The sequence below is a fragment of the Bacillus sp. L_1B0_5 genome (assembly GCF_000836715.1).
GTDB lineage: Bacteria > Bacillota > Bacilli > Bacillales > Bacillaceae_G > Bacillus_A > Bacillus_A thuringiensis_S.
The window spans coordinates 1-25416 of sequence record NZ_JXIS01000034.1; the positions used below are offsets into that span (position 1 = coordinate 1).

Below are 25416 nucleotides of genomic sequence, written 5' to 3' on the forward strand. Positions count from 1 at the left end.
TCTTCTTTAGGCTTTACTATTTCTTGTGCTTTCGGTTCTTCTTTGACTTTTGCCTCTTCTTTAGGCTTTACTATTTCTTGTGCTTTCGGTTCTTCTTTAACTTTTACTTCTTCTTTAACTTTTGCCTCTTCTTTAGGCTTTACTATTTCTTGTGCTTTCGGTTCTTCTTTAACTTTTACTTCTTCTTTGACTTTTACTTCTTCTTTAGGCTTTACTATTTCTTGTGCTTTCGTTGTTTCTTTCGCTTTTGCTACTTTCTGCGTCTTTACTTCTTTCTTTTCTTTAACTGATTTTTGTACTTTCGTTACTTGCTTCGTTTTCTCTTCAGTTTTCTTTTCAGTTGGTGCTGTACTTGATAGGAAAGAAACGTTTGCATAAGCAGTTTTTCCTTTATACTCAAATTGCAGCCATCCGTCTTTTACTTGATGCGTTGATTCAATTACATCATCTTTTTTTAGTCTGCCAAGAATTTCTGAATCTGTGTTTGCTTCGGTACGTACATTTAACAAATTCGCCGTTACATGATACACATCTTTTGTAAACTCCGAACTTACAAACACTTCTTTACCGTTCAATTCAATTTTTGACCAGCCATCTTCGGTATTGATGACTTTTAACTCTTGCCCATTCTTTACTTTTTCGACCACTTTTGATTCTGTAGTCGGTTTTTCACGTACGTTAAGTACATCTGCTGTTACGATTGTTTCTGCGGTAGCAGTTGTGGTAAACGCCCCCAATCCAAAAATAGTTGCTGTTGCTGCGCCAATTACTTTTTTCATATTAGCCTCCATTATATTTTTTTGAATTTTATCAAATGTCTATGTAAAATTGTATAATTTTACAAAATATCAAAACATTTGCAACAGTATATTAATACGACTTAATATACTGTTATTAAAACTCCTCACTTCAATACTAACAAATTCTCATTTCTAATTCTATATATTATAAATCTCCTTATCTTTTATAAAAGCCCCATGCCCTTCTTCACACTAAATAGTTGTTGCAATTCCCGCCAAAAATAAACTTACGATTGCTAAAATTTGAGTAGCGACTATAGCCCCTCTTAAATGAAACTTATAATCTTTATATCCTTTCATACCTGCCGTACTAGGAATCACAACAAACCTTGGAGTAATCCAGCAAAAAATTAGCCAATCAATTATAAGTAAATCTACTAAATTGAAAATCATTAAAATACCAAAAGTGTGTAAATAAGCATCAATATACAATAATTTTTCATGCTTATGTAATATATATGTAGAAACGAAAGGACAACCGAAAAGAATAGCATTATATACAATATTAAAGTAAATGGTTTGCTTTTTTTCATGAATCGATTTTGGAAAAACTACTTTTTGAATATCTTTCGGATAATCAGTTAACGATAGTCGAGGATTATAATATAAGGACCCTAAAATCATTACGGATAGTACAGTAGACATGATGACACCAACGTACATCATTTGCTCAAATTGATTCATACGCTTCATTCACCCTTTCTGTAATTACTATGTTGATCATTCACTTAATTACACATTGTATGTACGTACATAATCAAAAATTAACAACTAGCTTTAATAGCGAGGCAAACAGATGTAAACGTACTAAAAGCAATGATTGATCCAAATAATATCCCTTCTCGCAAAATTTTACTAAGCGTAGGTTTTACATCGGAGAAAGTTTGTGAGATTGATGGATTACCTGGGGAGATTTTGAGCACATACATATAATTACAAAAAGGCAGTGCTACTTATGTAGCACTGCCTTTTTCTTTATTGGAATAATCCTCTTCCTTTATTCATTTACTTATAAAGTATTATCAGTTCTTCTTTATGTTCTGTATTTCCACATTATAAATATTTCACGTCAAGGAGAGATGACTGAAATGAATAATCAAAAAATTGAACTTACTGGTCGTATCGTTACACCTAATGATCCTGATTATAATTCAGCGCGTGAAGAATTCAATACATTCTTCAACAAATTTCCGTTAATCATTGTTTTTGCTCAAAATACACAGGATGTAGTAAACGCCGTTCGCTGGTCAAGGCTACATAACGTTCCTATACGCATGCGCTCTGGACGTCATAATTATGAGGCATTATCCGTCAGTAATGCTGGTCTTGTAATTGATGTAAGTGAAATGAAACAATTAGAAATAGATCACAATAATGGAACTGTAACTATTGGGACTGGATGGAGAAATATTTCTTTAATTGAAACACTTGCAGCTGAAGGATTAGTTGTGCCGAGTGGTGTTTGTCCTACTCCCGGGATTGCAGGTGTTACTTTAGGTGGCGGACATAGTATTCTCTCTCGTCCGTTTGGATTGACTCTCGATCATTTACTTGAATTAGAAATGGTAGACGCGAATGGTTGTATAATACGCGCTAACGCCAAGTGTAACTCCGATCTCTATTGGGCTTCGCGCGGTGCTGGTGGTGGTAACTTTGGAATATGTACTTCGTTTAAGTTTCGAACACATAAAATTAATACGGTAGGATTTGCAGAAATAAGCTGGGGGATATCAGATTTAAAACCTGTATTAACCTCTTGGCAAGAATATACGCTACCTTGCGCTAATAAACGACTTACAACTACTCTTTTTATGTCTGCAGGATTAGAACCATCATTATTAATGCAAGGTGTATTTCTCGGTTCTGTACAAGAATTGCAGTCGCTACTACAGCCATTACTAGAAGCCGGTTCACCAATGCAAGTAACTATCGAAGAAATACCATGGGCAGAAGCAGCAGCGAAAATAGCTGAGAAGCAACCTGCAACACCTTTACCATTTAAAAGTGTTGGTCCATATGTATATGAACTATTACCAGCAGAAGGACTATCCATTATCGATCACTTTATTAATAATGCACCTCCCTTTTCCACCACCTCCGTATTTTTCCACGGATTAGGCGGTGCTGTTGCTGAAGTGCCAAATGAGGCGACTGCTTATTTTTACCGAAAAGCACTATCAAACATGTCAATATTCGCTACTTGGGGGCAACCAGAAGGTGCTGGTGGAAGTATTCGATGGGTTGAAGATTTCCGTTTGGCAATGCTCCCCTTTACAAAAGGTGTCTACGTTAATACGCCTGACCTTTACATTAAAAATTGGCCAGATGCATACTTCAGTTGCAACTTTGACCGATTAATGAAAGTAAAAGCGAAATATGATCCGAAAAATGTCTTTAACTTTCCGCAAAGTATTCCGCTTTTTTAAACTATATACTCCACCTAATCTATCTAAATGCAAAACATCCATTTTAAAAAATGGATGTTTTGTAAAAGTAAGTTTACATAATATAATTATCAATCACTTATACCGAATAACTATTCAATCACCGAAAGTAAAACTTTCTCAAGCTCTTTTTTGGATAACATACTTTCGTTTATATAGCCATTCTTTTAATTGTACTTCATCCAAAGTTTCATTCCCCTCTCGTGATCTTTCACACTATATTCGCTCGTTTTTCACAAAAGGTTCATTTTACATGAAAATTTATTTATTACAATAAAAATATAAGGTATATTTTTAAGAAAAGGAGGATTTCAAGAATGAATCAAGAGGATAAAATTTACGCTGAAAAAGTGTTAAAAAATCTATTCATCGGATCACAAGTTGATGGATTACAATTTGGTATTTCTCCAGCCGCTATAAAGATTCATTTCACAAACTTTCACGACTCAGTTGATTATGACGGACAATTATATATCAATATCGAATCCAAATGGTGTTTATTTAATAAACCTCAAAAAAGATACCCATTAAATGAAGCTGAATTTGAAGTTTATTCTGAGGAAGAAGAATATGAAAGAATATTTAAGATAAGAAGACAAAAAGTTACCGATATACAACTCGGCTTAGAAAGCCCTCATTTAATTATTACATTAGAGAGTGGACAAATTATTTTTTTAAATGGTTTTCATGATTATTATGAATGTTGGCAAGCTGGTGTTCTATGTGAGCAATGGCTTGTAGTCGCTACACCTGGGAATGAAATCGCCACTTGGGCTCCCGATGAGTTTATCGATAAATAAACTGTCTTCACGAAGAAGAACCGAAGATATTTTATGAACTACATAACTATTTCTATTACACTTAAACGAATGACCATTTTACTTTAATAGAAATCACTTTATTAAATTTGAAAGGATGATAATGATGGCATCTGTCCATGATTTTGGAATAATTGACGATTTTACTACTCAAAAAAATTACGAAGATTATACACCAGAGAAATATCATTGTATTTCTGTTGATGATGATATTATCAGTAGTTTAAATCAAAATTTATCAATTATGAAAACCTACTTCCATACAGTCAAAAATCAGGAATACGGTTTAGCCTATTGCGGTATTACAATTATCCCGCCTGAATCATTAGCAATATTCTATGAAACAGTTACATCTTCAAAGTTCTTCATAAATTCTGATGAGCTGAATGAGTTAGCTTCAAAAATTGAACAAGCTACAGCAGAACAGAAGTACATGATCCATTATGGGGTTTAAATGCAATACAAAAAATGCTTAGGATTTCTCCAAAGCATTTTTTGTATGTTACTAATAAATTTATTCCTTAACCATTTAGTCCATGATTGAGCCTATGGCCCCATCTTTTACAAGTGAGGGCGCCCCTATTAATCTAAATAAGCGTCTCATTTCCAATCTTCCAGCTAAACCATTTCCCATGCCCTTCTGTTTCTCCAACCGTTTCACGATATTCGTTTCCGTTAATATAATAATCAATATGAAGGTCACGATCCCACATGTTGTTATAAAGGTGGAATACATCACGTTTTGCGCCAATTTCTTGTATTTGTTTTTCTAACTTATGTTTTACTTGTTCTGGTATTTGATTTGCGACGTGTGTATGGAAAATACAAATAACAGCTTCTTCACTTATTTGTTCAATAATAGATGATAATAGCTCTACACTGTCTCCTTCTATGAATTGGACAGATTCATTTTTCACTAAAGATGCAGCTTGATCAAACATCTCAAGCCTTTCCTTATGTTCTGGCCAAATTAAAGCACGTAACCATAAATAATCTTCCTCATTATGTAAATCATTCACATGTAAGTCCAGTCCGATTCTTTCTACGACAGATGGGCTTTCTTTTAGAAAATGCGGTACATTCTCCCCTCTTATTTCAGAAGTTACATGCACATTTGAATTTATATTTCCGTACATTTCATCCGTCCCGTACGAATAACTATATTGGTCCCAGAACAGTTGCAACCCAGAACTTGTCCCAATTTCAATTAACGCTAACGGCTTCTTCACTTTGTTAAATATGTAGCAGAAACTTGGGTATAAGTATGCACACCGTCTTACTTCATTCGTTTGAACGAGTTTCGTTTGTAACAATGTAATGATGTCTTCTCGGTACTCTTTACAGAAATCTTTAAAATGATCAAAAGCTTTATCTAAATTTGTATCAGCATTTTCAACTAAACTACTATAATACGTTTTTAAATGATGTTCTTTCCCTGCTAATAATAAATAATGTACTGCACCTAATAATAAGTTTGGGACTGGTTGACCTGCTTGAGCATAGAACGATAGTGTAAGTACTTCCTCATCTTCAGCAATTTTCATTGATAAATATTCATATAAATCACTTGACCCTTTACATTCCTTTATTGAGAAGTTTCGAAATAAGTTTGAAATTTGTTCTTTTGTACGCATTAGAATACCTCCTTTTTATTTTTCAGAATAATCTTACCATTACAGAAAGAAAAACCCCATAAAAAGGTACTCGATTTAGTCACTTAAGGATACGTAAGCTTTTTCGAGATAATTTCAAACTGTAATTTTTTTCTATTTATCACCTTAAAAGAGCTTGTTAAATAAGATTTTTAGCGAATAAAACGTTAAATAGTTTAAAATTATCAGATAACACTAGATATTTTAGTCTATTAATTATTATAATAGAGTATGAGATGGTTATATAATTGAGACAAAAAAGGTATACACCTAGGTGGGGCCTAGGCGGTGTTTCTCTTTTACGGCTTAGACATAGAAAACACCTACACTTTTTTGCCAATATAGGGGATGGAGAGATTATCATGAGCAACATGCAGCAAAAAACAGACGTTATCTTAATTGGTGCAGGAATTATGAGTGCAACGTTAGGCTCATTACTAAAAGAATTAGCACCAGAATGGGAAATTAAAGTTTTTGAAAAACTCGCAAGTGCCGGGGAAGAAAGCTCTAACGAATGGAATAATGCAGGTACAGGGCATTCTGCGCTATGCGAACTGAACTATACTTCCGAAAAATCTGACGGATCTATAGATATTAGTAAGGCTGTAAAAGTGAATGAGCAATTCCAGCTTTCAAGACAATTTTGGGCATATCTTGTAAAGAGCAAATTAATTCGTAATCCACAAGATTTTATTATGCCACTACCTCATATGAGTTTAGTACAAGGGGAAAAAAATGTTGAGTTTCTAAAAAACCGTTTTGAAGCGCTTTCAAAAAATCCACTGTTTCAAGGAATGGAATTTTCTGATGCTCCTGAAACATTAAAAAAATGGCTTCCACTCATTATGGAAGGCCGCACATCTAATGAAGCGATGGCGGCAACGAAGATTGACTCTGGAACAGATGTTAACTTCGGTGCATTAACACGTATGTTGTTTGATTACTTAAAAACAAAAAATGTCGAGCTAAACTACAAGCATAGTGTCGAAAATATTAAGCGCACGAAAAATGGTTTGTGGGAAGTAAAAGTACACGATATGAATAGTGGTAAAATTGAACATCATACTGCTAAATTCGTCTTTATTGGCGGCGGTGGCGGTAGCCTACCTCTACTTCAAAAGACTGGTATCCCTGAATCAAAGCATATCGGTGGATTCCCGGTAAGTGGACTATTTATGGTATGTAAAAACCAAAAAGTTGTAGAGCAGCATCATGCGAAAGTGTACGGTAAAGCTAAAGTTGGCGCTCCGCCAATGTCTGTACCTCATCTAGATACGAGATATATAGACAATAAAAAAGCTTTACTGTTTGGACCATTCGCAGGCTTTTCACCTAAATTCTTAAAAACTGGTTCAAATCTTGACTTAATCGGTTCTGTAAAACCGAATAACGTCTTAACGATGTTAGCCGCTGGTGTAAAAGAAATGGGACTTACAAAATACTTAATTCAGCAAGTTATGTTATCACACGAAAAACGTATGGAAGAATTACGCGAATTCATTCCGAACGCGCAAAGTGAAGATTGGGATATTGTAGTTGCTGGACAACGTGTACAAGTAATTAAAGATACTGATGCTGGCGGTAAAGGAACACTTCAATTTGGTACAGAAGTAGTAAGTGCAGCTGACGGCTCAATCGCCGCATTACTAGGTGCATCACCAGGTGCTTCTACTGCTGTTCACGTCATGCTTGAAGTATTAGAAAAATGTTTCCCAAGCCGCATGGTAGAATGGGAAGAAAAAATAAAAGAAATGATTCCTTCATATGGCATTTCACTAACTGAAAATCCAAGATTGTTCCAAGATCTTCACACTTCGACTGGTCGTACACTTGGATTAAACGAAAAAGAAACTGTTCATAATTAATGAAGAAATAAAAAAAACGTCCGATATATTCGGACGTTTTTTTTGTCTATTAAAAATTATACTTATCAATATTATCTTTCATAAATACAACTCGTTCTGGCAATACGATAATTCCGTTTCCTTCTGCCTCATAATCATATCCTTGAATGGAGTTTGGCTCTACTTTCACTTTTCCGATTCCTTTTACTTCAAAGCTATCCCCTACTTTTAACTTCTTTCCTTTTACAACAATTTCATTTGCTACATAAGTTGCCAACGCACCTTGCTGTTTGACATCCCATAATCCGAATTGTTGAACTGTTCCTCGTTTTACATAATCACGCATTACGTTCGGTGTAGAAAATCCAGTTACCACTACTTTTTTATCCATTTTTAAGTTTTCAGCTGCTTGCGCCATTGCTGGGAGTGCTGTTGCATCTGGACAAATAACTGCGTTAATATCTGGATACGTTTTTAATATGTTCTCCCCTACAGATAAAGATTTTTGTGCATTATTTTCACCGTACTGCGTCGTTACAATTTCCCAATTCGGATATTTCTTTTTAATAATTTCTTTCGCTTTCGTTACCCATTGGTTTTGATCTGTTACTGTTGGGCTAGAGTAAAAGAAGGCTACTTTTCCTTTATCTCCAATTTGCTTAGAAGTCATTTCAATTAATAAGTTAGCAAGTTGATCTGGTGTCCCTTGGCTGATATAAAAGGAACGGTCTTTCGGATTCACATCAGAATCCCACGTTAAGACGGTCATTCCTTTTTTCTTAGCACGTTGTAGTGATTGCGATAAACCATCAACTGATGTAGAGGAAACCATAAGTGCATCATAGTTTTGATTAATGAAATTATTTATATACTTTACTTGTCCTGATACACTCGCTTCAGACGGCCCATCATATTTCACTTGTATGCCTAGCTTATCTCCCATCTCCTTTGCTCCTTCACCTCCCGATGTAAAGAAGCCAACTCCAGTTAACTTCGGGATAAATGCAAATTTCACATCATCAGCTTTTTTCTTATCTGCCGTTTGACTGGAACAAGCGATTAAACCAATTAAACAAATACATACAATCAATACAATCCCTAGTTTTCTCTTCATGACATTTCCCCCTTATGCAAATTCTTTCTTTTCTCCGGTATGAATTGATGTAATTTGAAATGTCTCATAATAACTGAAAGAATAAGGATAATACCTATTACGACATTTGATTGTTCATTTGTTAAGCCTGTCATTTGTAGGCCATATTGCATAAGGCCTATAAAAATACTTGCAAGTACAGTACCGAAAATACTTCCTTTTCCACCTGTAATAAGTGTCCCGCCTAATACGACTGCTGTAATGATTGGTAAAATTGTTTCATTTCCCATATCAGCACGTGCGGAACCAAAATATGCGGTTAAGAAAGCACCTCCTAATCCACCTCCTAACCCAGAAAGTATGTAAGCGATAATGACTACTTTTTTCGTTTTAATCCCGGTGTATTTTGCTGTATTTTCGTTCGCTCCTGTTAATTTTACATGGCGCCCGTATATAGTTCGGTGAAATAATACAGTATATAAAACTGTTAATACGATCAGTAGCCATAATAAATTCGGTATTCCTATAAAACTACCGTTTGCTAGTTGTACATAAGTATCAGGTAAACCGCTTATCCCTTCATATCCAGAAACACCCGCCCCTCCTGAAATGACAAGCGCAATTCCTCCGTATAAAAACATCGTTCCGAGTGTAACGACGAGTGGTTCTACATCTGTCATTTTTATAATGAGTCCGTTTAAAGCGCCTGCTAAACAACTAATTATTAGGGCGATTATGACAGCAAACAAAATAGGTATTCCGTTCATCCAAAGTACACCAATCAAGATCGAAGTGAGCCCCATTATTGATCCGACCGATACATCAATTCCTCCTGTTACAATAACGAAAGTCATTGGTATCGCCGCAATTGCGATAAATAGGAAATCATTTGTACTAAAAAGGAGATTACTAATATTTAAGAAATCACTATTTATAAAACTAAAAAGGATGAATTCTATAAGAAGTAATACAATTAGAACCCCTTCCCATCTATATAAATACTTCATAGATTCATCCTCCTTTTTGCCTTCCACTTTTTCATAACACTATCTAATATGATGATGAGTAATAATAAAAAACCTGAAATGGCATTATTCCAAAATGCTGGTATTTTTAAAAAGACGAGTGAGCTGCTTATTGTTTCTAAAAATAACGCTCCTAATGCAGCTCCAAATATAGAACCTGTTCCTCCTTTTAAATGAACTCCTCCTAGTACAGCGGCTGCGATTACTTGTAATTCTAATCCTGTACCTGTTTGATTTGGGACGAACCCGATATTCATAACAAATATGCAACCAGCGAGCGCAGCGCTTATGCCTGAAATCATAAACGCATATATCTTCACTTTATTAACAGGTATACCAATAAGCCTCGCGCCATCTTCATTATCACCTACTGCATAAAAGTATCTTCCCAATGGCACTTTTCTTAAAAAGAAGTATAGTAGTAGTAAAATAATAAAAACGAACCATACAGTTATAGGTAAACCAAGAATGATGATAGATGACAGCTGCTTAAAATCGTTTGGAATATCTTCAATCCACTTCCCGCCTGTGAAAATTAACATTGCACCTCTAACAATTCCTAACATGCCTAATGTCATAATAATGGCTGGTACCCGAAACTTCGCAACTCCAATACCATTTACGAAACCGATAATGACCCCAAGTATAATAGCAGCAAATATCGACAAGGATGCACTATACTCATTCGTTAACATCATTCCGCAAACTGCTGCACTTAACCCCATGCTTGAACCAACTGATACATCTATATTTTTCGTAAATAAGACGAACGATTGGCCAATTGCTAGCACGACTAAAATAACGCTAGATTTCATCATTAAAGATAATGAATTAAATTGAATAAAACTAGGGTTTATCATTCCTACAATAGCTATATACATTAGTAGTAACAGTATGATAGACGTTTCATGCATTTTTAACATACGTTTCATTTCGCTACACCTCCGTTTGCAAGGCGTGTAACTTCATTCACACTCAGTTGTTCTTTTTCCATATGAGAAACAAATCGTCCATTTCTCATTACATATACACGGTTTACTAATTGAACAATTTCTTCAACATCTGAAGAGATTAATAAAATTGCAAGTCCTTCCCTTTTCATTTTTTCTATCGTCTCATACACTTCAAGCCTTGCTTTCGCATCAATTCCGCGAGTCGGTTCATCAAGAATAATGATTTTTGGATTACACGCGAGATATTTCGCAAGTACGACTTTTTGCTGATTACCTCCCGATAAAGATGCGAGTTCTTCATTCATATTCTGTACAACAATTCGGAATTGTTCTATAAACAAATTAACTAAAGCGCTTTCTTTTTCTTGATTTATAAAAAAGCGATTATTTTGATATAAACTTGCTGCTGCAATATTTTCTTTAACAGAAGCAATTGAGAAAATTCCATTCCTCGCCCTATCCTCTGGCACATAAACTAGTCCTTCGTCTAGCCTTTTATGCAAAGAACACGTATCAATTGATTTTCCATCTAATAAGATAGACCCTGATTTTATAGTTTTCAATCCAAATATCGCTTCTGCTAATTCCGTTCTGCCAGATCCTATAATGCCAGCAACACCTACAACCTCTCCCGCATGTACAGTAAATGATATATTTTCGAATGCGTGACCATTTATATCAACCACTTCTAATATTTTTTTCGTCCTTGCTGTCTCTTGAACTACTTCTATTTTCTCTTTCTGTTTATATCCTTTTGGCAATAGTCCCTCCATTAGCATGTCATATGTATAGTCACATACATCACCTTGGCTTACAATCATTCCATCACGTAGTATTGCTACTTTGTTGGCAATTTCAAAGATTTCTGGAAAACGATGCGTAATATAAATCATCCCAATTCCTTTTTCTTGTAAACTTTTCATCAACACAAAAAGACTCTTAATTTCGTGTGTTGTTAATGTCGATGTTGGCTCATCTAGAATAAGAATCTCAGCTTCTCTTATTAATCCTCTAACGATTTCTACTAACTGTTGCTGCGCAATGGATAATGATGCTCCTAACTCATAAAGGTCAATATCCCACCCTAGACTGTTAATCAATTGCTGAATCTGTACTCTTAGTTTCTTTTTCTTTTCTTTTAACCCGATACATATATTTTCTTCAATAGTCATATGCGGAAAAATGAGTGGTTCTTGCGGTATTAAATAAATACCTTTTCTATGTGCTTCTGACGGATTTGAAAACTGTTGCTTCATTCCTTTTACATACATCTCTCCATCATCATACGAATATAACCCCGTTAATATTTTCATTAATGTTGATTTCCCGGCGCCATTCCCCCCCACTAAAGCGTATATATCTCCACGCTCTACTTGTAAGTTCACTTCTTTTAATACAAGTTGATTTAAAAACGCCTTACTCATTTTCTTTATTTGTAATAAAGGTACGTTCTCCACATGATGTCACCTGCCTTTATCCAGAACATTTTTTGAGAAAATGATTATTTGTTCTACTTGTTTTGTAGCATTGTATATTCCTTTTTTTATATCTAGAACACTTTTTTCAATGTACTATTAATCGTTTCAACTGGAATAAACAAAATATGTGACACATATGTTTAAGCATTGGTCAATTGTTGAAAGGGATGAAGAGTATGTCACAGCTGAACTTTGAAGAAAATTTATTAACTAAAGTAGCTTGGTACTATTATAAAGATCAATTAACACAACAAGAGATTGCTTCACTTCTTCATATTTCAAGAAATAAAGTCGTCCGGTTATTAGATAAGGCACGCAGTGAAGGTATCGTTACATTTCACGTAAAAGGGACCGGTTTGCATTGCTTGAGCATTGAACGTGACTTAATGAAAAAGTTCCACTTGAAAGATGCCTTTATTATCCCTACTCCAATAGCCAATTATGCTACTTCTCTCGGAAAAGCCGCTGCACAATATTTAGAGACTCATCTCCAACAAGGTGATTTACTCGGCATCGGCTGGGGTGAAACAATAAGTAAAATGCTAGAAAACATTCATTTTGAAAGTTCTATTAATCTTTCATTCGTAACGCTAACAGGGGGAGTAAACCACTATCTTCCAAGAAAACAAAACTATTTACACTACATGCAAGGTGATCTTCATATTATTCCTACTCCTTTTCTAGCATCTTCTACTGAAATGGCACAAAGTATTTTATCAGAACCAAGTGTGAAAGATATGCTTCATGTCGCTTCACTTGCACATACAGCAGTTGTCGGTATTGGCGGGTTATCTCAAGACGCTACGATTGTAAAAGAAGAAAAATTAACGCTACGTGAAATGACATATATTCGAAGTCAAAATGGGGCGGGCGATATTTTAGGACAGTTTTATAATACGAATGGTGAGTTATTAGAGCTCTCGCATCATAATCGTCTAATTGGCACACCACTTACGATTCTTCGCAGTATGAAGCATGTCATTGGTGTGGCTGGAGGTACTCAAAAGATAGATGCCATTTATGGGGCTTTAAAAGGGAGATTTATTCATACATTAATTACTGATGAAGAAACTGCGCTCTCCTTATTAAGAAAGGAAGGTGATTCTTAATGTCTACTTTATTAGCTTTCGATGCTGGTACAGGAAGCATACGAGCTGTTCTCTTTGATTTACATGGCAATCAAATTGCAGTAAGCCAAAAAGAATGGGTTCATAAAACTGATCCTCGTTACCCCGGTTCTATGAATTTTGATGTAAAAGAAAACTGGCAACTTGTACAACAGTGTACGAAAGAAGTTCTGCAAAAAAGTAATATACTTCCCTCTTCTATTCAAGCTATTAGCGCTACAAGTATGCGAGAAGGTTTTGTTTTATATGATAAAAATGGGCAAGAAATATGGGCATGTGCAAATGTTGATGGCCGTGCATCCGCTGAAGTTAGTGAGCTAAAAGAAATCCGCTCACATCTTGAAGAAGATTTATACAGAAAATCTGGGCAAACTTTTTCATTGAGTGCTTTACCACGTCTACTTTGGATTAAAAAACATGAACCAGACGTCTACAACAATATTCACTCCTTTACGATGTTAAATGATTGGATTTTGTATAAATTAAGCGGCGTACTGCAAATCGACCCTTCCAACGGTTGTACGTCCGGAATCTTTGATTTACAAAATAGAAATTGGGATAACGATGTCGCTAAAGAATGTGGTATAACGTTGCCATTTTCACCAAAAGTAAATGAAGCTGGCACTGTGATTGGTAATGTTACAAAAGAGTGTGCAGCACTAACTGGTTTACTTGAAGGGATTCCTATCGTCGCTGGCGGCGGTGATGCTCAAATGGCAGCACTCGGGACTGGAGTCGTAAAGCCAAATCAAATTTTAATATGCGGCGGCAGCTTTTGGCAACAGGAAGTGAATATTACAGAGTCAACAACGGATCCAAATGCTGCAATTCGAGTAAATTGTCACGTCGTTCCGAACCTTTGGCAATATGAAACGATTGCCTTTTTCCCTGGCCTCGTTATGCGTTGGTTTCGAGACGCTTTTTGCCAAGAAGAAAAAAAGTTCGCTGAAAAACTCGGTGTAGACGCTTATGAATTATTAGAAGAACAAGCGAAAGACGTACCTGTAGGTTCATATGGTATTATCCCTACTTTTTCAAACGTTATGAACTACATTTCTTGGCGTCATGCCGCACCTTCATTCTTAAATTTAAGTTTAGACGCTGACAAATGCGGAAAAAAGGAAATGTTCCGTGCTATTGAAGAAAATGCGGCCTTCGTTACACTTGGAAACTTAAAACTAATTGAAAATCTTACTGGTACATTCCCTTCTGAAGTTGTTTTTGCTGGCGGTGCGGCTAAAGGGAAACTATGGCCACAAATTCTATCAGACGTACTCGGCATACCTGTAAAAGTACCAGTTGTGAAAGAAGCAGCTGCTTTAGGAACTGCGATTGCTGCTGGAGTTGGCGCTGGCATATATTCATCTATGGAAGAGACTGCCGAACAATTTGTACAGTGGGAAAATACATTTGAACCAATCACTGAAAATCACGAGCTATACAAGGAATTCTATGAAACATGGAAAACCGTGTATAGCAGTCAGCTCGCTTTAGCTGACAAAGGACTTACAACACATATGTGGATTGCACCTGGTGCACTGTAACTCATTTACATAAAGGAGTGAACTGTATGTTAAAAGCGAATGAAAATGATTTCTCCTATCGCTTCGGTGATAACGGGCCGAAATATTTAATACAAGGCCCGAATATTGATCTTGGTCTTGTTGTCATTCAGCCTGGGCAAGAGTTTCAAAATCACTATCATACAACGTGTGAAGAAGTTTTTTATGCGTTAGAAGGTGAAATAGACTTCTATGTAAATAACGAAAGAGTTCCGATTAAACAAGGTGATGTCCTGCAAGTTCGCCCTCATGAATCTCACTATCTGATTAACCATTCTGATAAACCTTTTAAAGCTGTTTTTATAAAGTCACCACATTTACCAAATAAAGATACGGTACAAACGGAAAATCCAACATTAACGAAGGAGTGATTTCGAATGACTTGGGGATTTAAAAATCGATTAAAGACAATTTTACCTGATGGTAGAGCGGTTATGTTAGCAATAGATCACGGATATTTCTTAGGACCAATTCACGGACTAGAACAACCACTTGAAACAGTAAAAAACTTACTTCCTTATACAGACTCCCTCTTTTTAACGCGCGGTGTACTTAGCTCCTGTATTCCTGAAAACTGCAGTACACCGATGGTTATGCGTGTATCTGGCGGCGCTACTGTCGTCGGTAAAGATTTAGCGAATGAAACAATTGTTACACCTGTAAAAGAAGCAGTGAAGCAAAACGCAATTGGCGTTGGCGTTTCTGTTTTTGTCGGATCAGACTATGAAACACAAACTGTTTCGAATCTCGCAAATGTAGTTTCTGAAGCTCACGATTACGGCCTACCAGTACTCGGTATTACCGCAGTCGCAAAGGAATTACAAAAACGTGAAGCTCGCTTTCTAGCACTTGCTTCCCGCGTATGTGTTGAAATGGGTGCTGATATTATTAAAACGTATTACTGCGAAGGATTCGAAAAAATAACGAGCACATGCCCTGCCCCAGTTGTCATCGCGGGTGGCCCAAAACTAGATTCAATCGAAGACGCATTAAACATTACGTACAATGCACTGCAAGAAGGCGCGATCGGAGTAGACATGGGCCGAAACATATGGCAATCTGAGCACCCAGCTGCGATGATTCAAGCAATACATGGTATTGTGAAGAATAGATTGAATGTGAAAGAGGCGCTTGAACTTTATGATGATGTGAAGAATTAATGTAAAAAGACAGACTATTTATTAGTCTGTCTTTTTTGTTAAAATAAAGTAAAGGAGGAATGATTATGCGAAGAATGACTTTCGAACGTCCTACCGATCATTACGATGAACGCTTATACTCTATTGATGAAAAAATTTGCGCCCTATTAAAAGAACGAAAAGAACTTTCAGGTGATGACCCAGGTTTTCCACATGATGAAGCGATTTATAAATGGGCTAAGCAATACGAATTTTATCCAGACTATCTAAACTCATTATTCTCTTCCATGATGGATGAAGAAGAATTTAAACCTCGCGTTGAACCAACTGGCTTCAAAAAACATGTACCTGCTTTTAAAACTTATGAACATAATGGCGTCATGTATACTGTAACTTTTATTCGGCAATATGCAAATGCTAGTGTAGTTTATTTATATAGCGATTGGGATTCCACGGATGAAGATTTTATTGAAAATAAGCCTCATAGTTTCTTCCAATTATCAATAGATGATACATACGATTGCTGGTCAGAAGGTGGTGGTGGCACCGATGGACATATGAATCATCAATTCGTTATATCTCCTGTCCTTCCTGATAATTTGTCTGGAATAAGCTTACGATTTAAAGAACTCAGTATCCCGTTTAGGAAAGATCAAGCTGTGCTTGAATTTGAAATTCAGATAGACAAATAAGGTGAGACTATAATCAATCCACAAATAGTAAGATAAATAAGGTAATAAAATAAACAAGCCCCTTTCCAAACTGGATAAGGGGCTAAATATACACCTTCAAATGATTACTCTTGATGATTACTATTAAGCTTTGAAATTTTCTTACCTTCTCTATAATTAAGACAAGACACTTCAATTAATAAGCCATTAAATACTGTAAAATAAAAACCATAACTACTACCTCGCATCGAATAAGGTTCCTTATCTATTTCAATGCCGCCTGCTACTAAACGATTATACGCTTGATCCACTTCATTTGTAGTTTCCACTAAAAAACCAATATGAAAAGCTTCCGGATACGTAACTTCCTTATTCCCTTTAAATGCTTTTGGATCACTTAGCACAAGTATAAATCCACTCTCATCACTCATAACTACAAGTGCTTTCCCTTTTTGTTCCAAAAATTGAAAATCAAAAAATGTTTCAAAGAAATGTCTCGCTTCTGATAAGTCATCAACACATAAATTTAAATGATTCAGCTTCATGTACTCATCTCCTTTTAAACAGAAGGGATATAGACTCATTTTCATAACCCTTAAATATGTAAGGCAAGATATTCAAGCGTTCCATCTAAGACTATGCTTTATAAGTCTAATATTTTTTTCTATATCCTAGAACATTTTTTTAATGAATGAAAGATTTCCTATCATTTACATCCCCCCAGTAATAAAAAAGAGGATACATGTTTGCTTCTACAACATGTATCCTCTGCTTGTATATTAAGACTGCTGATAAGCCGATTTCGACGATTTTACATAATAAACTGCGTGATCCACATTAATAATATGATCTGGTTTTGGTTTACCACGGCCTGCTCTATGTCCAGCTAAGTGTTCTTCACTTGTTTCCCAGTTTTTCCATGCTTCTTCAGATTCCCAGCGAATCATTACGACAACTTCTTCGTCGCCGCGTCTTACTTTTTTCACGAGAACACTTAAATCGATAAAGCCTTCAAATTTTTCAATAATACCTTCTCCAGTGAAACGTTCTACAACTATATTTGATGTACCTTCTTTTACTGTAAATGTTTTCGTTTCGATAAACATATATCCCACTCCCTCTTTGTAATACGAATACTAGTATGCTTCTATTATAATTGATTATGATAATTATTTTCAATTGTAAAGTTTTAATTTTTTGAATTATGCTGATTTCTTTTCTATCGCCTCATCTAAAAATTTGAAATACGGAAGTAACATTCCTATTAAAGAGGTAACACATATAATTGCACCGATGATTACATATAGTGCTCTTACTCCCCACATTTCACTCAATATTCCCCCTACTAACACACCTAATGGCATAGCGGATCGTATAAAAAATAAACGCACTGAAAATACTTGTCCTATCATATTATTTTGGACGGTTTGTTGGCATATTGTCGTGTTATGAACATTGAAAAATGCAATACAAATCCCTGCTATTACTTCAATTATTATTGCAATGATAATACTATGATTGAACCCTAGCGAAATGTATGTGAGTCCCCCTATAAACAATCCTCCAAGCATAAGTATACGCCGGCTTTTATATGTTACTTTTCCGACTAATATTGAGCCAATTACGTAGCCAAGTGGAAAACCTGCCATGAAATAGCCGAACTCTGCATATCCCGCTGACAGCTCATCTTTTATATATGGAAGATTTGTAACCATCGTTACCCCTACTCCAAACTGTACGAAAGTAAGAAATATACCGAGCCAAACGATGATTGGTTTTGTAAAAAAATATGTAAAACCTTGAAGGAATTGTTCTAGCCACGTTTTTCGTATATCTGTTGTAGTTCTCCTTTCTTCTATATAAAGTAAGAAAGCACCACTAACAAATAGACAAATACATACGAAAGATAATGTAAGTTCTGTTCCAATGAAATGAATTACTACTCCACCTAATACTGGCGCAAGAAACATCATGAGACGAGTCATTCCATCAATATACGCATTTGCGTCTTGAAGTTGTTCTTTACTTACAATGCTCGGTGTAATTGCCTGACTCGCAGGTGTATAAAGAGGTGTAATAAGTCCCACTACAATTTGAACAACATAAATATGCCAAACTTCTATACTACCTGTAACTAGCATCATCCAAGGTAATAAGAATACGGATGATCGTATCCATTGTGAAAAAATCATAATCCACTTTCGGCTCCATTTATCAATAAATGGGCCACTTATTAATTGCAGTATGAGTGATGAGATGAAATATAATAGCCACATACTACTTAAAGCCATTTCCGATCCTGTTAACTCATATACTAGAATTGAATTACATAACGTTCCGAAAGCCCCTCCTAATTCTGAGATTGCACTACCAATCCACATAAAAAAGAAAGAACGATTTTTCAATACACTCTTCACTATAGCTCACCAACTTTTCTCTTAAATTCCTCCCTTTATGTACATTCTCGTTGTAAATTATCTATTTAAAAATACATCTAATTCTTTCGCTAACGACTGCACTGCTTTCTTCCTTAATACATACTTTCCGTCATGTATATCAACTAACTTCGCTGCACGTAACAATTTCAAATGATGGTGTACTGTCGATTTACCAAGCTGCAATCTTTCCGTTATTTCCTGTAATGTACGTTCTTTTTCAAACAACATTTTTATAATTCGCAATCTCGCCTCATCCCCAAGAGCCTTATGTTTTTGAACTAAAAAATAATTCGGCTCATACGGATCTTCGGGATGAATGCTTTCATTCGCAACTGGATAATGAAATACTTTCGTATCTTCAATATCTGCTTCAATATTCCACGGTCTGTACGTCATTTGCGGAATAAGAAGTACGTGATGAACACTTGGCTCTGGCATATAGTTCACTCCGCCAGTCGCCCACTCGACAAACTCTTCCGGTTTCATCTTTTTATTCATTTCATTTTTTGCTTCATAATCTCGTTTTAATATAGAAAGTATTTCTTCTTCCTCTTTCTTAATTATGCTCTCATACCAACCTGTCATTACAGTGATTAAATGAGATTTCAGCACTTGTACATCTACATCACATATAAAGCTAATATAAGTAGAAAAAAACGGATGATCCTGCGTTAATTCCTTTAGTTCATGTATTGCAGTTACATCTCTACTTGCGGCTAAACGTCTTTTCTCTTCATACTTCTCCCCTAAAAACGGTAAACATATAAATTTCAAATCTTCTTCTGAAAGTAAATCAATTTTAAAATTAAACTGCGATAAATCTTGAAAATCCTCTTCATACAATAACTGAAGCAATGCTTTCCACGTATTATGTTCTTCTACAAACTGCAAGTGTTCTTCCATCTCATCTGTTAATGATTGTCTAATTCCTTTCCATTCACTTTCAGTCTTTTCAAGAGTATCAATTAACCTTTTATGAGTAATTGCTGCAATGCCAAGTGCACATTCGAAAAGTATCGAATATTTCACCTGAACGTTGTATGTTTCCCTCTTTTTACTCTTTATGTGATAGACCTCCATTTTTATCTCCTCCTTGTTTGCTATGTATTAAATTCTATTTTTGTCGAATTTATCCTTCTGTATTTTTGGAATTTACAAAAATATAAATTAAACCACATTCATTCTAAATTAAGAAGAATAAGAGCTTTTTTATATACAAATAATAAAGCTCAAGGAGTGGTTGACATGCATTTCATATTAAATATGTTAGGGATTTTCGTTGTCATATTAATCGTTTTCTTATGTTCGCCTAATAAAAAACATATAAAATGGAGACCAATTGTAATTCTCATCATATTGGAGCTTTTTATTACGTGGTTTATGTTAGGCACGAAACTCGGCAGTATTATCATTAATAAAATTGCGTCATTTTTCAGTTGGCTACTGGCATGCGCGAACGAAGGTATTCGCTTTGCATTTCCTTCCGCTATGGACAGTCCACACATTGATTTCTTCTTTAGTGCATTACTTCCTATCATTTTTGTTATAACTTTTTTCGATATTCTATCTTATTTCGGAATCTTAACTTGGATTATTGATAAAGTAGGTGCAGTTATTTCAAAGATTTCTCGTTTACCAAAGTTAGAAAGTTTCTTTTCCATTCAAATGATGTTTTTAGGGAACACCGAAGCACTTGCAGTTGTTCGTGATCAATTATCTGTTTTAAAAGAAAATCGTTTGTTGACTTTTGGAATTATGAGTATGAGTAGCGTTAGCGGATCCATTCTTGGCGCTTATTTATCAATGGTTCCAGCAACGTATATTTTCAGTGCCATACCTTTAAATTGTATCAATGCATTAATTTTAGCCAATGTTTTAAACCCTGTAGAAGTTACGAAAGAAGAAGATGTCGTATATACACCTTCAAAGCATGAAAAAAAGGATTTCTTTTCTACTATTTCAAACAGTATGTTAGTTGGAATGAATATGGTTATCGTTATTTTAGCCATGGTAATTGGATATGTAGCTTTAACAGCATGTTTAAATGGGATTTTAGGCTTTTTTGTAACGGGGTTAACAATTCAAAAAATCTTCTCCATTATCTTTAGTCCTTTTGCATTTTTACTTGGTTTATCAGGCAGTGATGCTATGTATGTAGCTGAACTAATGGGGATCAAAATAACGACGAATGAATTTGTTGCAATGATGGATTTAAAATCAAACTTAAAGTCGCTACAACCGCATACGGTTGCGGTTGCAACAACATTTCTAGCTTCTTTTGCTAACTTTAGTACAGTAGGTATGATTTACGGAACTTACAATTCATTATTTGGCGGAGAAAAATCATCAGTCATCGGTAAAAATGTTTGGAAGCTTCTTGTTAGCGGGATGGCTGTTTCTTTATTAAGTGCTATGCTCGTTGGGCTATTTGTATGGTAAATAATTTTTAAAATAAAAGACACCCAAGCCAATTGAGTGTCTTTTATTATTATTTTCGAATTTGTCCATTTCCACGAATCACATATTTTGTAGAAGTTAATGCTGGAAGCCCCATTGGTCCTCTTACGTGTAACTTTTGTGTACTGATACCAATTTCCGCTCCGAATCCAAATTCGGATCCATCTGTAAAACGAGTCGATGCATTATGATAAAGTGCCGCGGCATCTACAGAGGTGAAAAATTTGCTGACATTTTCCTCGTTTTCAGTAATAATCGCTTCAGAATGCATAGATCCATACGTATTTATATGATGAATCGCTTCTTCAACAGTGGAAACCACTTTCACTGCTAGTGTGAGAGATAAAAACTCTGTTTCCCAGTCTTCTTCTGTCGCAAGTAAAATAGAAGGATCAATCGCCACTGCTTTATTATCACCACGTAGCTCCACTCCTCTTTCCTTCAATGAAGAAAACAACTCGCTACCATATTGCTCTGCCCAATTCTCATGAAGTACAATCGTCTCAATTGCATTACATACAGATGGACGCTGTGTTTTTGCATTAATAATAATATTAAACGCCATTTGTTTATCTGCTGTTTCATCAATGAATATATGACAATTTCCCGCACCTGTTTCAAGTACTGGAACAGACGCTTCTCTCACTACTGTATCAATTAATTGTTTACCGCCTCTTGGTATAAGAACATCCAAGTACTCGTTCAATGTAAACAACTGTTTTGCACTATCTCTCGTTGTATCTTCTATGAGCTGTACACTTTCTGAAGACAAGCTAGTTTGCTTAAGCGCACGGTGAATCACGCTAACGATGGCTTTGTTAGAATGGATAGCAGAAGAACTACCACGCAGTATTACTGCGTTTCCTGTTTTTAAACAAATTGTAGCAGCATCTACTGTCACATTCGGCCTCGCCTCGTATATCATTCCGACAACACCAAGTGGTACGCGCATCTCCTGAATAGATAGTCCATTTGGTCGTTCCCATGCACTTACACATTCTCCAACAGGATCACGTAAATCAATTAACTGCTTAATACCTTCAGCCATATCAAGAATGCGCTGTTCATTTAGCATAAGACGATCAAGGAGAGAATCGGAAAATCCTTTCTCCTTACCTTCTTCAATATCCCGTTTGTTTTCTTCTAAAATATAAGCTGTTTCTACTATTAACTGATTAGCAATTGCAGCAAGTGCTTCATTTTTTTGACCTGTAGTTTTAAGCACAAGTTCTCTAGCAACCTCTTTTGCTTTTATCCCCTTTGCCAACACTTCATTCATTTTTATTTCCTCCTTTTTAAAGTGAAACCCAATGATCCCTATGGATGACTTCATAACTATGTCTCTTGCCTCTTGACTGAATATCTTGGCTTTGCATACCTTTTACATCTCTTAGTTCCTCTGCACTATATGTGCATTGTCCTTTTCCTATTACGCGCCCTTGTTGCGTTACAACCTCTACAACTTCACCCACTTGGAAAAATCCTGATACATTCGTAACACCAGCTGGAAGTAAACTCTTTCCATGCTGAATGATGGCAGTAGCCGCCCCAGCATCTACTTCAATTTGTCCGCTAACAAGCGAATGCAAGGCAATCCATTGCTTGTTCATCTTCATTTCTTTTTGAGGAGTATTACCGACATACGTTCCATCCCCCTTACCCTTCAAAACATCTACAAACTTTTCCTGGCCACGTCCTGTTCCGATAAATACACTCACACCAAGAGAGAGTGCTGTCTTTGCAGCATCGATTTTTGATTTCATACCGCCAGTCCCAAGTTTTGAGCCGGCATCTCCTGCAAGAGAAGAAATTTCTTCCGTAACTTCAGGAAGGAAATAATATTTTTTTGCATCCGCATTTTTCTGAGGATTTTTATCATATAACCCGTTCACATCCGTAAAAATCATGAGCGTATCTGCCGAAACAAGCCCGCTTACTAAAGCTGACAGCATATCGTTATCACCGAACGTCAGCTCCTCTAAAGAGATGGAATCATTTTCATTAATAATTGGAAGAGCGGAACGGTTTAGTAATTCTCCTAAAGTAGCATAAGCATTACTATATTGTTCTTTTCTAGAAAAATCACTTCTCGTCAGTAAAAGTTGCGCAGTAACGATGCCATATTTACGGAATTCCTCCGTGTACGCCTGCATTAACAAACTTTGCCCGACAGCTGCTGCAGCCTGTTTCCCTTTAATCGTTACAGGTCTGCTAGGATATCCTAGCGCTGAAAAACCTGCAGCGACGGCTCCAGATGTAATTAACACAACCTCGTGCCCATCTTCTTTCAACCGAGCCAATGCGGCAACGTGATCTGAAAGCTGTTCTGTAGAGATGCTTCCATGACTATCTGCCAAGGAACTACTTCCAATCTTTACAACAATTCGTTGTTTTTTCACTTTTTTATCCCCCAAGTCTAAAATCAAAGTTTTTATAATTTACACTTCATCCACTTTGCAACTATATCTATTCTCATCAATGCAGCACTGAAGTATTTAAGAGCAAAATAAAAATGACCGCTTCGCCCTTAATAAAATAAAAAGGACGAAACGGTCATTGTTCCGCGGTACCACCTTAATTGATATACATAGATATCCACTTGGTGCCTATAACGCAGGCGAACGCCTAAACTTTCATTTAAGACTCAGGGATAGGTTCGATACATTCTATACGAGGAATCTTTCAGCCGGTGAATTCCACTCTCTTTCGCAAGAAGACATATGTACTAATTCCCTTCAACGATTTTCGATCTAATTTTTTTATATTATGCGATATAGTTCGATTCGGTGTCAAGAGGTATTTTTAAAAATAAATAGAGCCACAAGTTACTTGTATGAAATTATTGCCCTACTGAATGAAAATACAAATTGATATAAGTTTAACTCATATTCATAAACATAAAACCTTAAATTATAGTGTATATATTTACATAATGTCGAATATAATTAATTTTTATCTTTTAGTGTTGCAAAAAGGAATATATTCTCTTAGAATGTTTCTTTATATTGCACAGGGATGTTATTATTATTCTAAGATAATAATAACAAACCGATATAATTGATTATAAAAGGAGCAAGATTGAGTTATTATGGATAAACAAATTGGATTCATCGGTTGCGGAAATATGGGAATGGCTATGATTGGCGGAATGATAAACAAAAATATAGTGTCTTCAAATCATATTATTTGTTCAGATTTAAACACTGCTAATTTAAAAAATGCTAGTGAAAAATATGGGCTAACTACAACTACCGACAACAATAAAGTAGCTAAAAATGCTGATATTTTAATTTTATCAATCAAACCAGACCTATACGCATCAATAATTAATGAAATAAAAGAAGTAATCAAAAACGATGCTATCATCATTACGATCGCTGCTGGGAAAAGTATTGAAAGTACTGAAAATGCCTTTAATCAAAAATTAAAGGTTGTAAGAGTAATGCCTAATACTCCTGCTCTTGTTGGAGAAGGAATGTCTGCATTATGCCCTAATGAAATGGTGACAGAAAAAGATTTAGAAGATGTACTAAACATTTTCAATAGTTTTGGTCAAACAGAGATCGTAAGTGAAAAATTAATGGATGTTGTCACATCCGTAAGTGGTTCTTCACCAGCTTATGTATATATGATTATAGAAGCGATGGCAGATGCTGCTGTACTAGATGGTATGCCAAGAAATCAAGCATATAAATTCGCTGCTCAAGCTGTGTTAGGCTCTGCAAAAATGGTACTAGAAACAGGAATACATCCAGGTGAATTGAAAGATATGGTTTGTTCTCCTGGCGGAACGACAATAGAAGCTGTAGCGACATTAGAGGAAAAAGGATTACGAACAGCTATTATTTCAGCTATGCAACGTTGTACGCAAAAGTCTGTTGAACTATCTGGTCAAACTAAAAAGTAAAACTATAA

General features: G+C 35.7%; 24 protein-coding genes, 1 pseudogene and 1 other annotated feature. Of the genes and pseudogenes, 12 read left to right on the forward strand and 13 right to left on the reverse strand.

Translation table 11 applies throughout. The annotated features are described in order from the left end of the window. Together RT27_RS11330 and RT27_RS11335 are read right to left on the reverse strand one after the other, a co-directional pair. Positions 1-779 (reverse strand): SH3 domain-containing protein (locus RT27_RS11330; RefSeq protein WP_043936171.1); only part of this gene is annotated, 779 nt, incomplete at its 3' end. Between the two features lie 213 nt (positions 780-992). Then, positions 993-1484: a nitroreductase gene (locus tag RT27_RS11335; protein ID WP_029442623.1), complete on the reverse strand. Its 492-nt coding sequence runs from the start codon at positions 1482-1484 to the stop codon at positions 993-995. Between the two features lie 96 nt (positions 1485-1580). Between RT27_RS11335 and RT27_RS34815 the strand changes: the two are divergent. The 4 genes and pseudogenes from RT27_RS34815 to RT27_RS11350 all read left to right on the forward strand — a co-directional run. Continuing rightward, a pseudogene (locus RT27_RS34815) lies at positions 1581-1733 on the forward strand (N-acetyltransferase); the annotation flags it as partial. 155 nt (positions 1734-1888) lie between these two features. Beyond that, on the forward strand, positions 1889-3226 hold the full coding sequence (locus RT27_RS11340) for an FAD-binding oxidoreductase (protein ID WP_043936172.1): 1338 nt from the start codon (positions 1889-1891) through the stop codon (positions 3224-3226). Between the two features lie 335 nt (positions 3227-3561). Next, complete coding sequence (locus tag RT27_RS11345; protein WP_016081164.1) at positions 3562-4044, forward strand: hypothetical protein; 483 nt, start codon at positions 3562-3564, stop codon at positions 4042-4044. 121 nt (positions 4045-4165) lie between these two features. Further along, the gene (locus RT27_RS11350) at positions 4166-4516 is read left to right on the forward strand and encodes a hypothetical protein (RefSeq protein ID WP_029442626.1); all 351 of its coding nucleotides are present in this window, start codon (positions 4166-4168) and stop codon (positions 4514-4516) included. A gap of 133 nt (positions 4517-4649) precedes the next feature. On the opposite strand, the gene RT27_RS11355 is transcribed toward RT27_RS11350, so the two are convergent. Further along, entirely contained in the window at positions 4650-5696 is a 1047-nt protein-coding gene (locus tag RT27_RS11355) for a DUF2332 domain-containing protein (RefSeq protein ID WP_043936174.1), read from the reverse strand. 380 nt (positions 5697-6076) lie between these two features. On the opposite strand from RT27_RS11355, the gene RT27_RS11360 reads away from it, so the two are divergent. Next, on the forward strand, positions 6077-7579 hold the full coding sequence (locus RT27_RS11360) for a malate:quinone oxidoreductase (RefSeq protein ID WP_043936175.1): 1503 nt from the start codon (positions 6077-6079) through the stop codon (positions 7577-7579). A 49-nt stretch (positions 7580-7628) separates the two neighbouring features. On the opposite strand, the gene lsrB is transcribed toward RT27_RS11360, so the two are convergent. Genes lsrB through RT27_RS11380 form a run of 4 tightly spaced genes read right to left on the reverse strand, consistent with a single transcriptional unit; the run spans position 7629 to position 12086 of the window. Next, the gene (lsrB, locus tag RT27_RS11365; protein WP_043936176.1) at positions 7629-8672 is read right to left on the reverse strand and encodes an autoinducer 2 ABC transporter substrate-binding protein LsrB; all 1044 of its coding nucleotides are present in this window, start codon (positions 8670-8672) and stop codon (positions 7629-7631) included. Beyond that, the gene (locus RT27_RS11370) at positions 8669-9658 is read right to left on the reverse strand and encodes an autoinducer 2 import system permease LsrD (RefSeq protein ID WP_043936177.1); all 990 of its coding nucleotides are present in this window, start codon (positions 9656-9658) and stop codon (positions 8669-8671) included. Before RT27_RS11370 ends, lsrB begins: the two co-directional genes overlap by 4 nt. Continuing rightward, on the reverse strand, positions 9655-10608 hold the full coding sequence (locus RT27_RS11375) for a sugar ABC transporter permease (RefSeq protein WP_043936179.1): 954 nt from the start codon (positions 10606-10608) through the stop codon (positions 9655-9657). Before RT27_RS11375 ends, RT27_RS11370 begins: the two co-directional genes overlap by 4 nt. Further along, on the reverse strand, positions 10605-12086 hold the full coding sequence (locus tag RT27_RS11380; protein WP_043936181.1) for a sugar ABC transporter ATP-binding protein: 1482 nt from the start codon (positions 12084-12086) through the stop codon (positions 10605-10607). The genes RT27_RS11375 and RT27_RS11380 overlap by 4 nt, the downstream gene beginning before the upstream one ends. Positions 12087-12265: 179 nt before the next feature. Between RT27_RS11380 and RT27_RS11385 the strand changes: the two genes are divergently transcribed. From RT27_RS11385 to RT27_RS11405, 5 genes are all read left to right on the forward strand, one after another. Beyond that, on the forward strand, positions 12266-13216 hold the full coding sequence (locus RT27_RS11385; RefSeq protein WP_141527053.1) for a sugar-binding transcriptional regulator: 951 nt from the start codon (positions 12266-12268) through the stop codon (positions 13214-13216). Continuing rightward, positions 13216-14778, forward strand: coding sequence for an autoinducer-2 kinase (lsrK, locus tag RT27_RS11390; RefSeq protein ID WP_043936183.1), 1563 nt, complete (start codon positions 13216-13218; stop codon positions 14776-14778). Before RT27_RS11385 ends, lsrK begins: the two co-directional genes overlap by 1 nt. 26 nt (positions 14779-14804) lie before the next feature. After that, the gene (locus RT27_RS11395; protein WP_000909986.1) at positions 14805-15167 is read left to right on the forward strand and encodes a cupin domain-containing protein; all 363 of its coding nucleotides are present in this window, start codon (positions 14805-14807) and stop codon (positions 15165-15167) included. Positions 15168-15173: 6 nt separating this feature from the next. Beyond that, positions 15174-15956 (forward strand): 3-hydroxy-5-phosphonooxypentane-2,4-dione thiolase, encoded by a 783-nt coding sequence (gene lsrF / locus RT27_RS11400; RefSeq protein ID WP_043936185.1) that lies wholly within the window; start codon positions 15174-15176, stop codon positions 15954-15956. A gap of 65 nt (positions 15957-16021) precedes the next feature. Further along, on the forward strand, positions 16022-16627 hold the full coding sequence (locus tag RT27_RS11405; RefSeq protein ID WP_043936186.1) for a hypothetical protein: 606 nt from the start codon (positions 16022-16024) through the stop codon (positions 16625-16627). A gap of 104 nt (positions 16628-16731) precedes the next feature. On the opposite strand, the gene RT27_RS11410 is transcribed toward RT27_RS11405, so the two are convergent. The 4 genes from RT27_RS11410 to RT27_RS11425 form a co-directional block, all read right to left on the reverse strand. Further along, entirely contained in the window at positions 16732-17151 is a 420-nt protein-coding gene (locus RT27_RS11410) for a VOC family protein (RefSeq protein WP_043936187.1), read from the reverse strand. A gap of 234 nt (positions 17152-17385) precedes the next feature. Continuing rightward, a complete protein-coding gene (hmoA, locus tag RT27_RS11415; protein WP_000469498.1) occupies positions 17386-17712 on the reverse strand; it encodes a heme-degrading monooxygenase HmoA in 327 nt (108 codons plus the stop codon). Positions 17713-17808: 96 nt separating this feature from the next. Further along, positions 17809-19023 (reverse strand): MFS transporter, encoded by a 1215-nt coding sequence (locus tag RT27_RS11420; RefSeq protein ID WP_082044921.1) that lies wholly within the window; start codon positions 19021-19023, stop codon positions 17809-17811. Between the two features lie 57 nt (positions 19024-19080). Continuing rightward, a complete protein-coding gene (locus RT27_RS11425) occupies positions 19081-20124 on the reverse strand; it encodes a metalloregulator ArsR/SmtB family transcription factor (protein ID WP_016081151.1) in 1044 nt (347 codons plus the stop codon). Positions 20125-20289: 165 nt separating this feature from the next. On the opposite strand from RT27_RS11425, the gene RT27_RS11430 reads away from it, so the two are divergent. Next, positions 20290-21483 carry a nucleoside transporter C-terminal domain-containing protein gene (locus RT27_RS11430; protein WP_016081150.1) on the forward strand — a complete coding sequence of 398 codons (1194 nt, stop codon included), beginning with the start codon at positions 20290-20292 and terminating at the stop codon, positions 21481-21483. Between the two features lie 49 nt (positions 21484-21532). Here RT27_RS11430 and RT27_RS11435 read toward each other — a convergent pair whose 3' ends face one another. After that, the gene (locus RT27_RS11435) at positions 21533-22780 is read right to left on the reverse strand and encodes a glutamate-5-semialdehyde dehydrogenase (protein ID WP_043936188.1); all 1248 of its coding nucleotides are present in this window, start codon (positions 22778-22780) and stop codon (positions 21533-21535) included. Positions 22781-22796: 16 nt separating this feature from the next. Next, entirely contained in the window at positions 22797-23900 is a 1104-nt protein-coding gene (gene proB, locus RT27_RS11440; protein WP_043936191.1) for a glutamate 5-kinase, read from the reverse strand. A gap of 138 nt (positions 23901-24038) precedes the next feature. Next, positions 24039-24249: a binding site (T-box leader), on the reverse strand. Between the two features lie 340 nt (positions 24250-24589). Between proB and proC the strand changes: the two genes are divergently transcribed. Beyond that, positions 24590-25408 (forward strand): pyrroline-5-carboxylate reductase, encoded by an 819-nt coding sequence (gene proC, locus RT27_RS11445; protein ID WP_043936193.1) that lies wholly within the window; start codon positions 24590-24592, stop codon positions 25406-25408. The last annotated feature ends 8 nt before the right edge of the window (positions 25409-25416 follow it).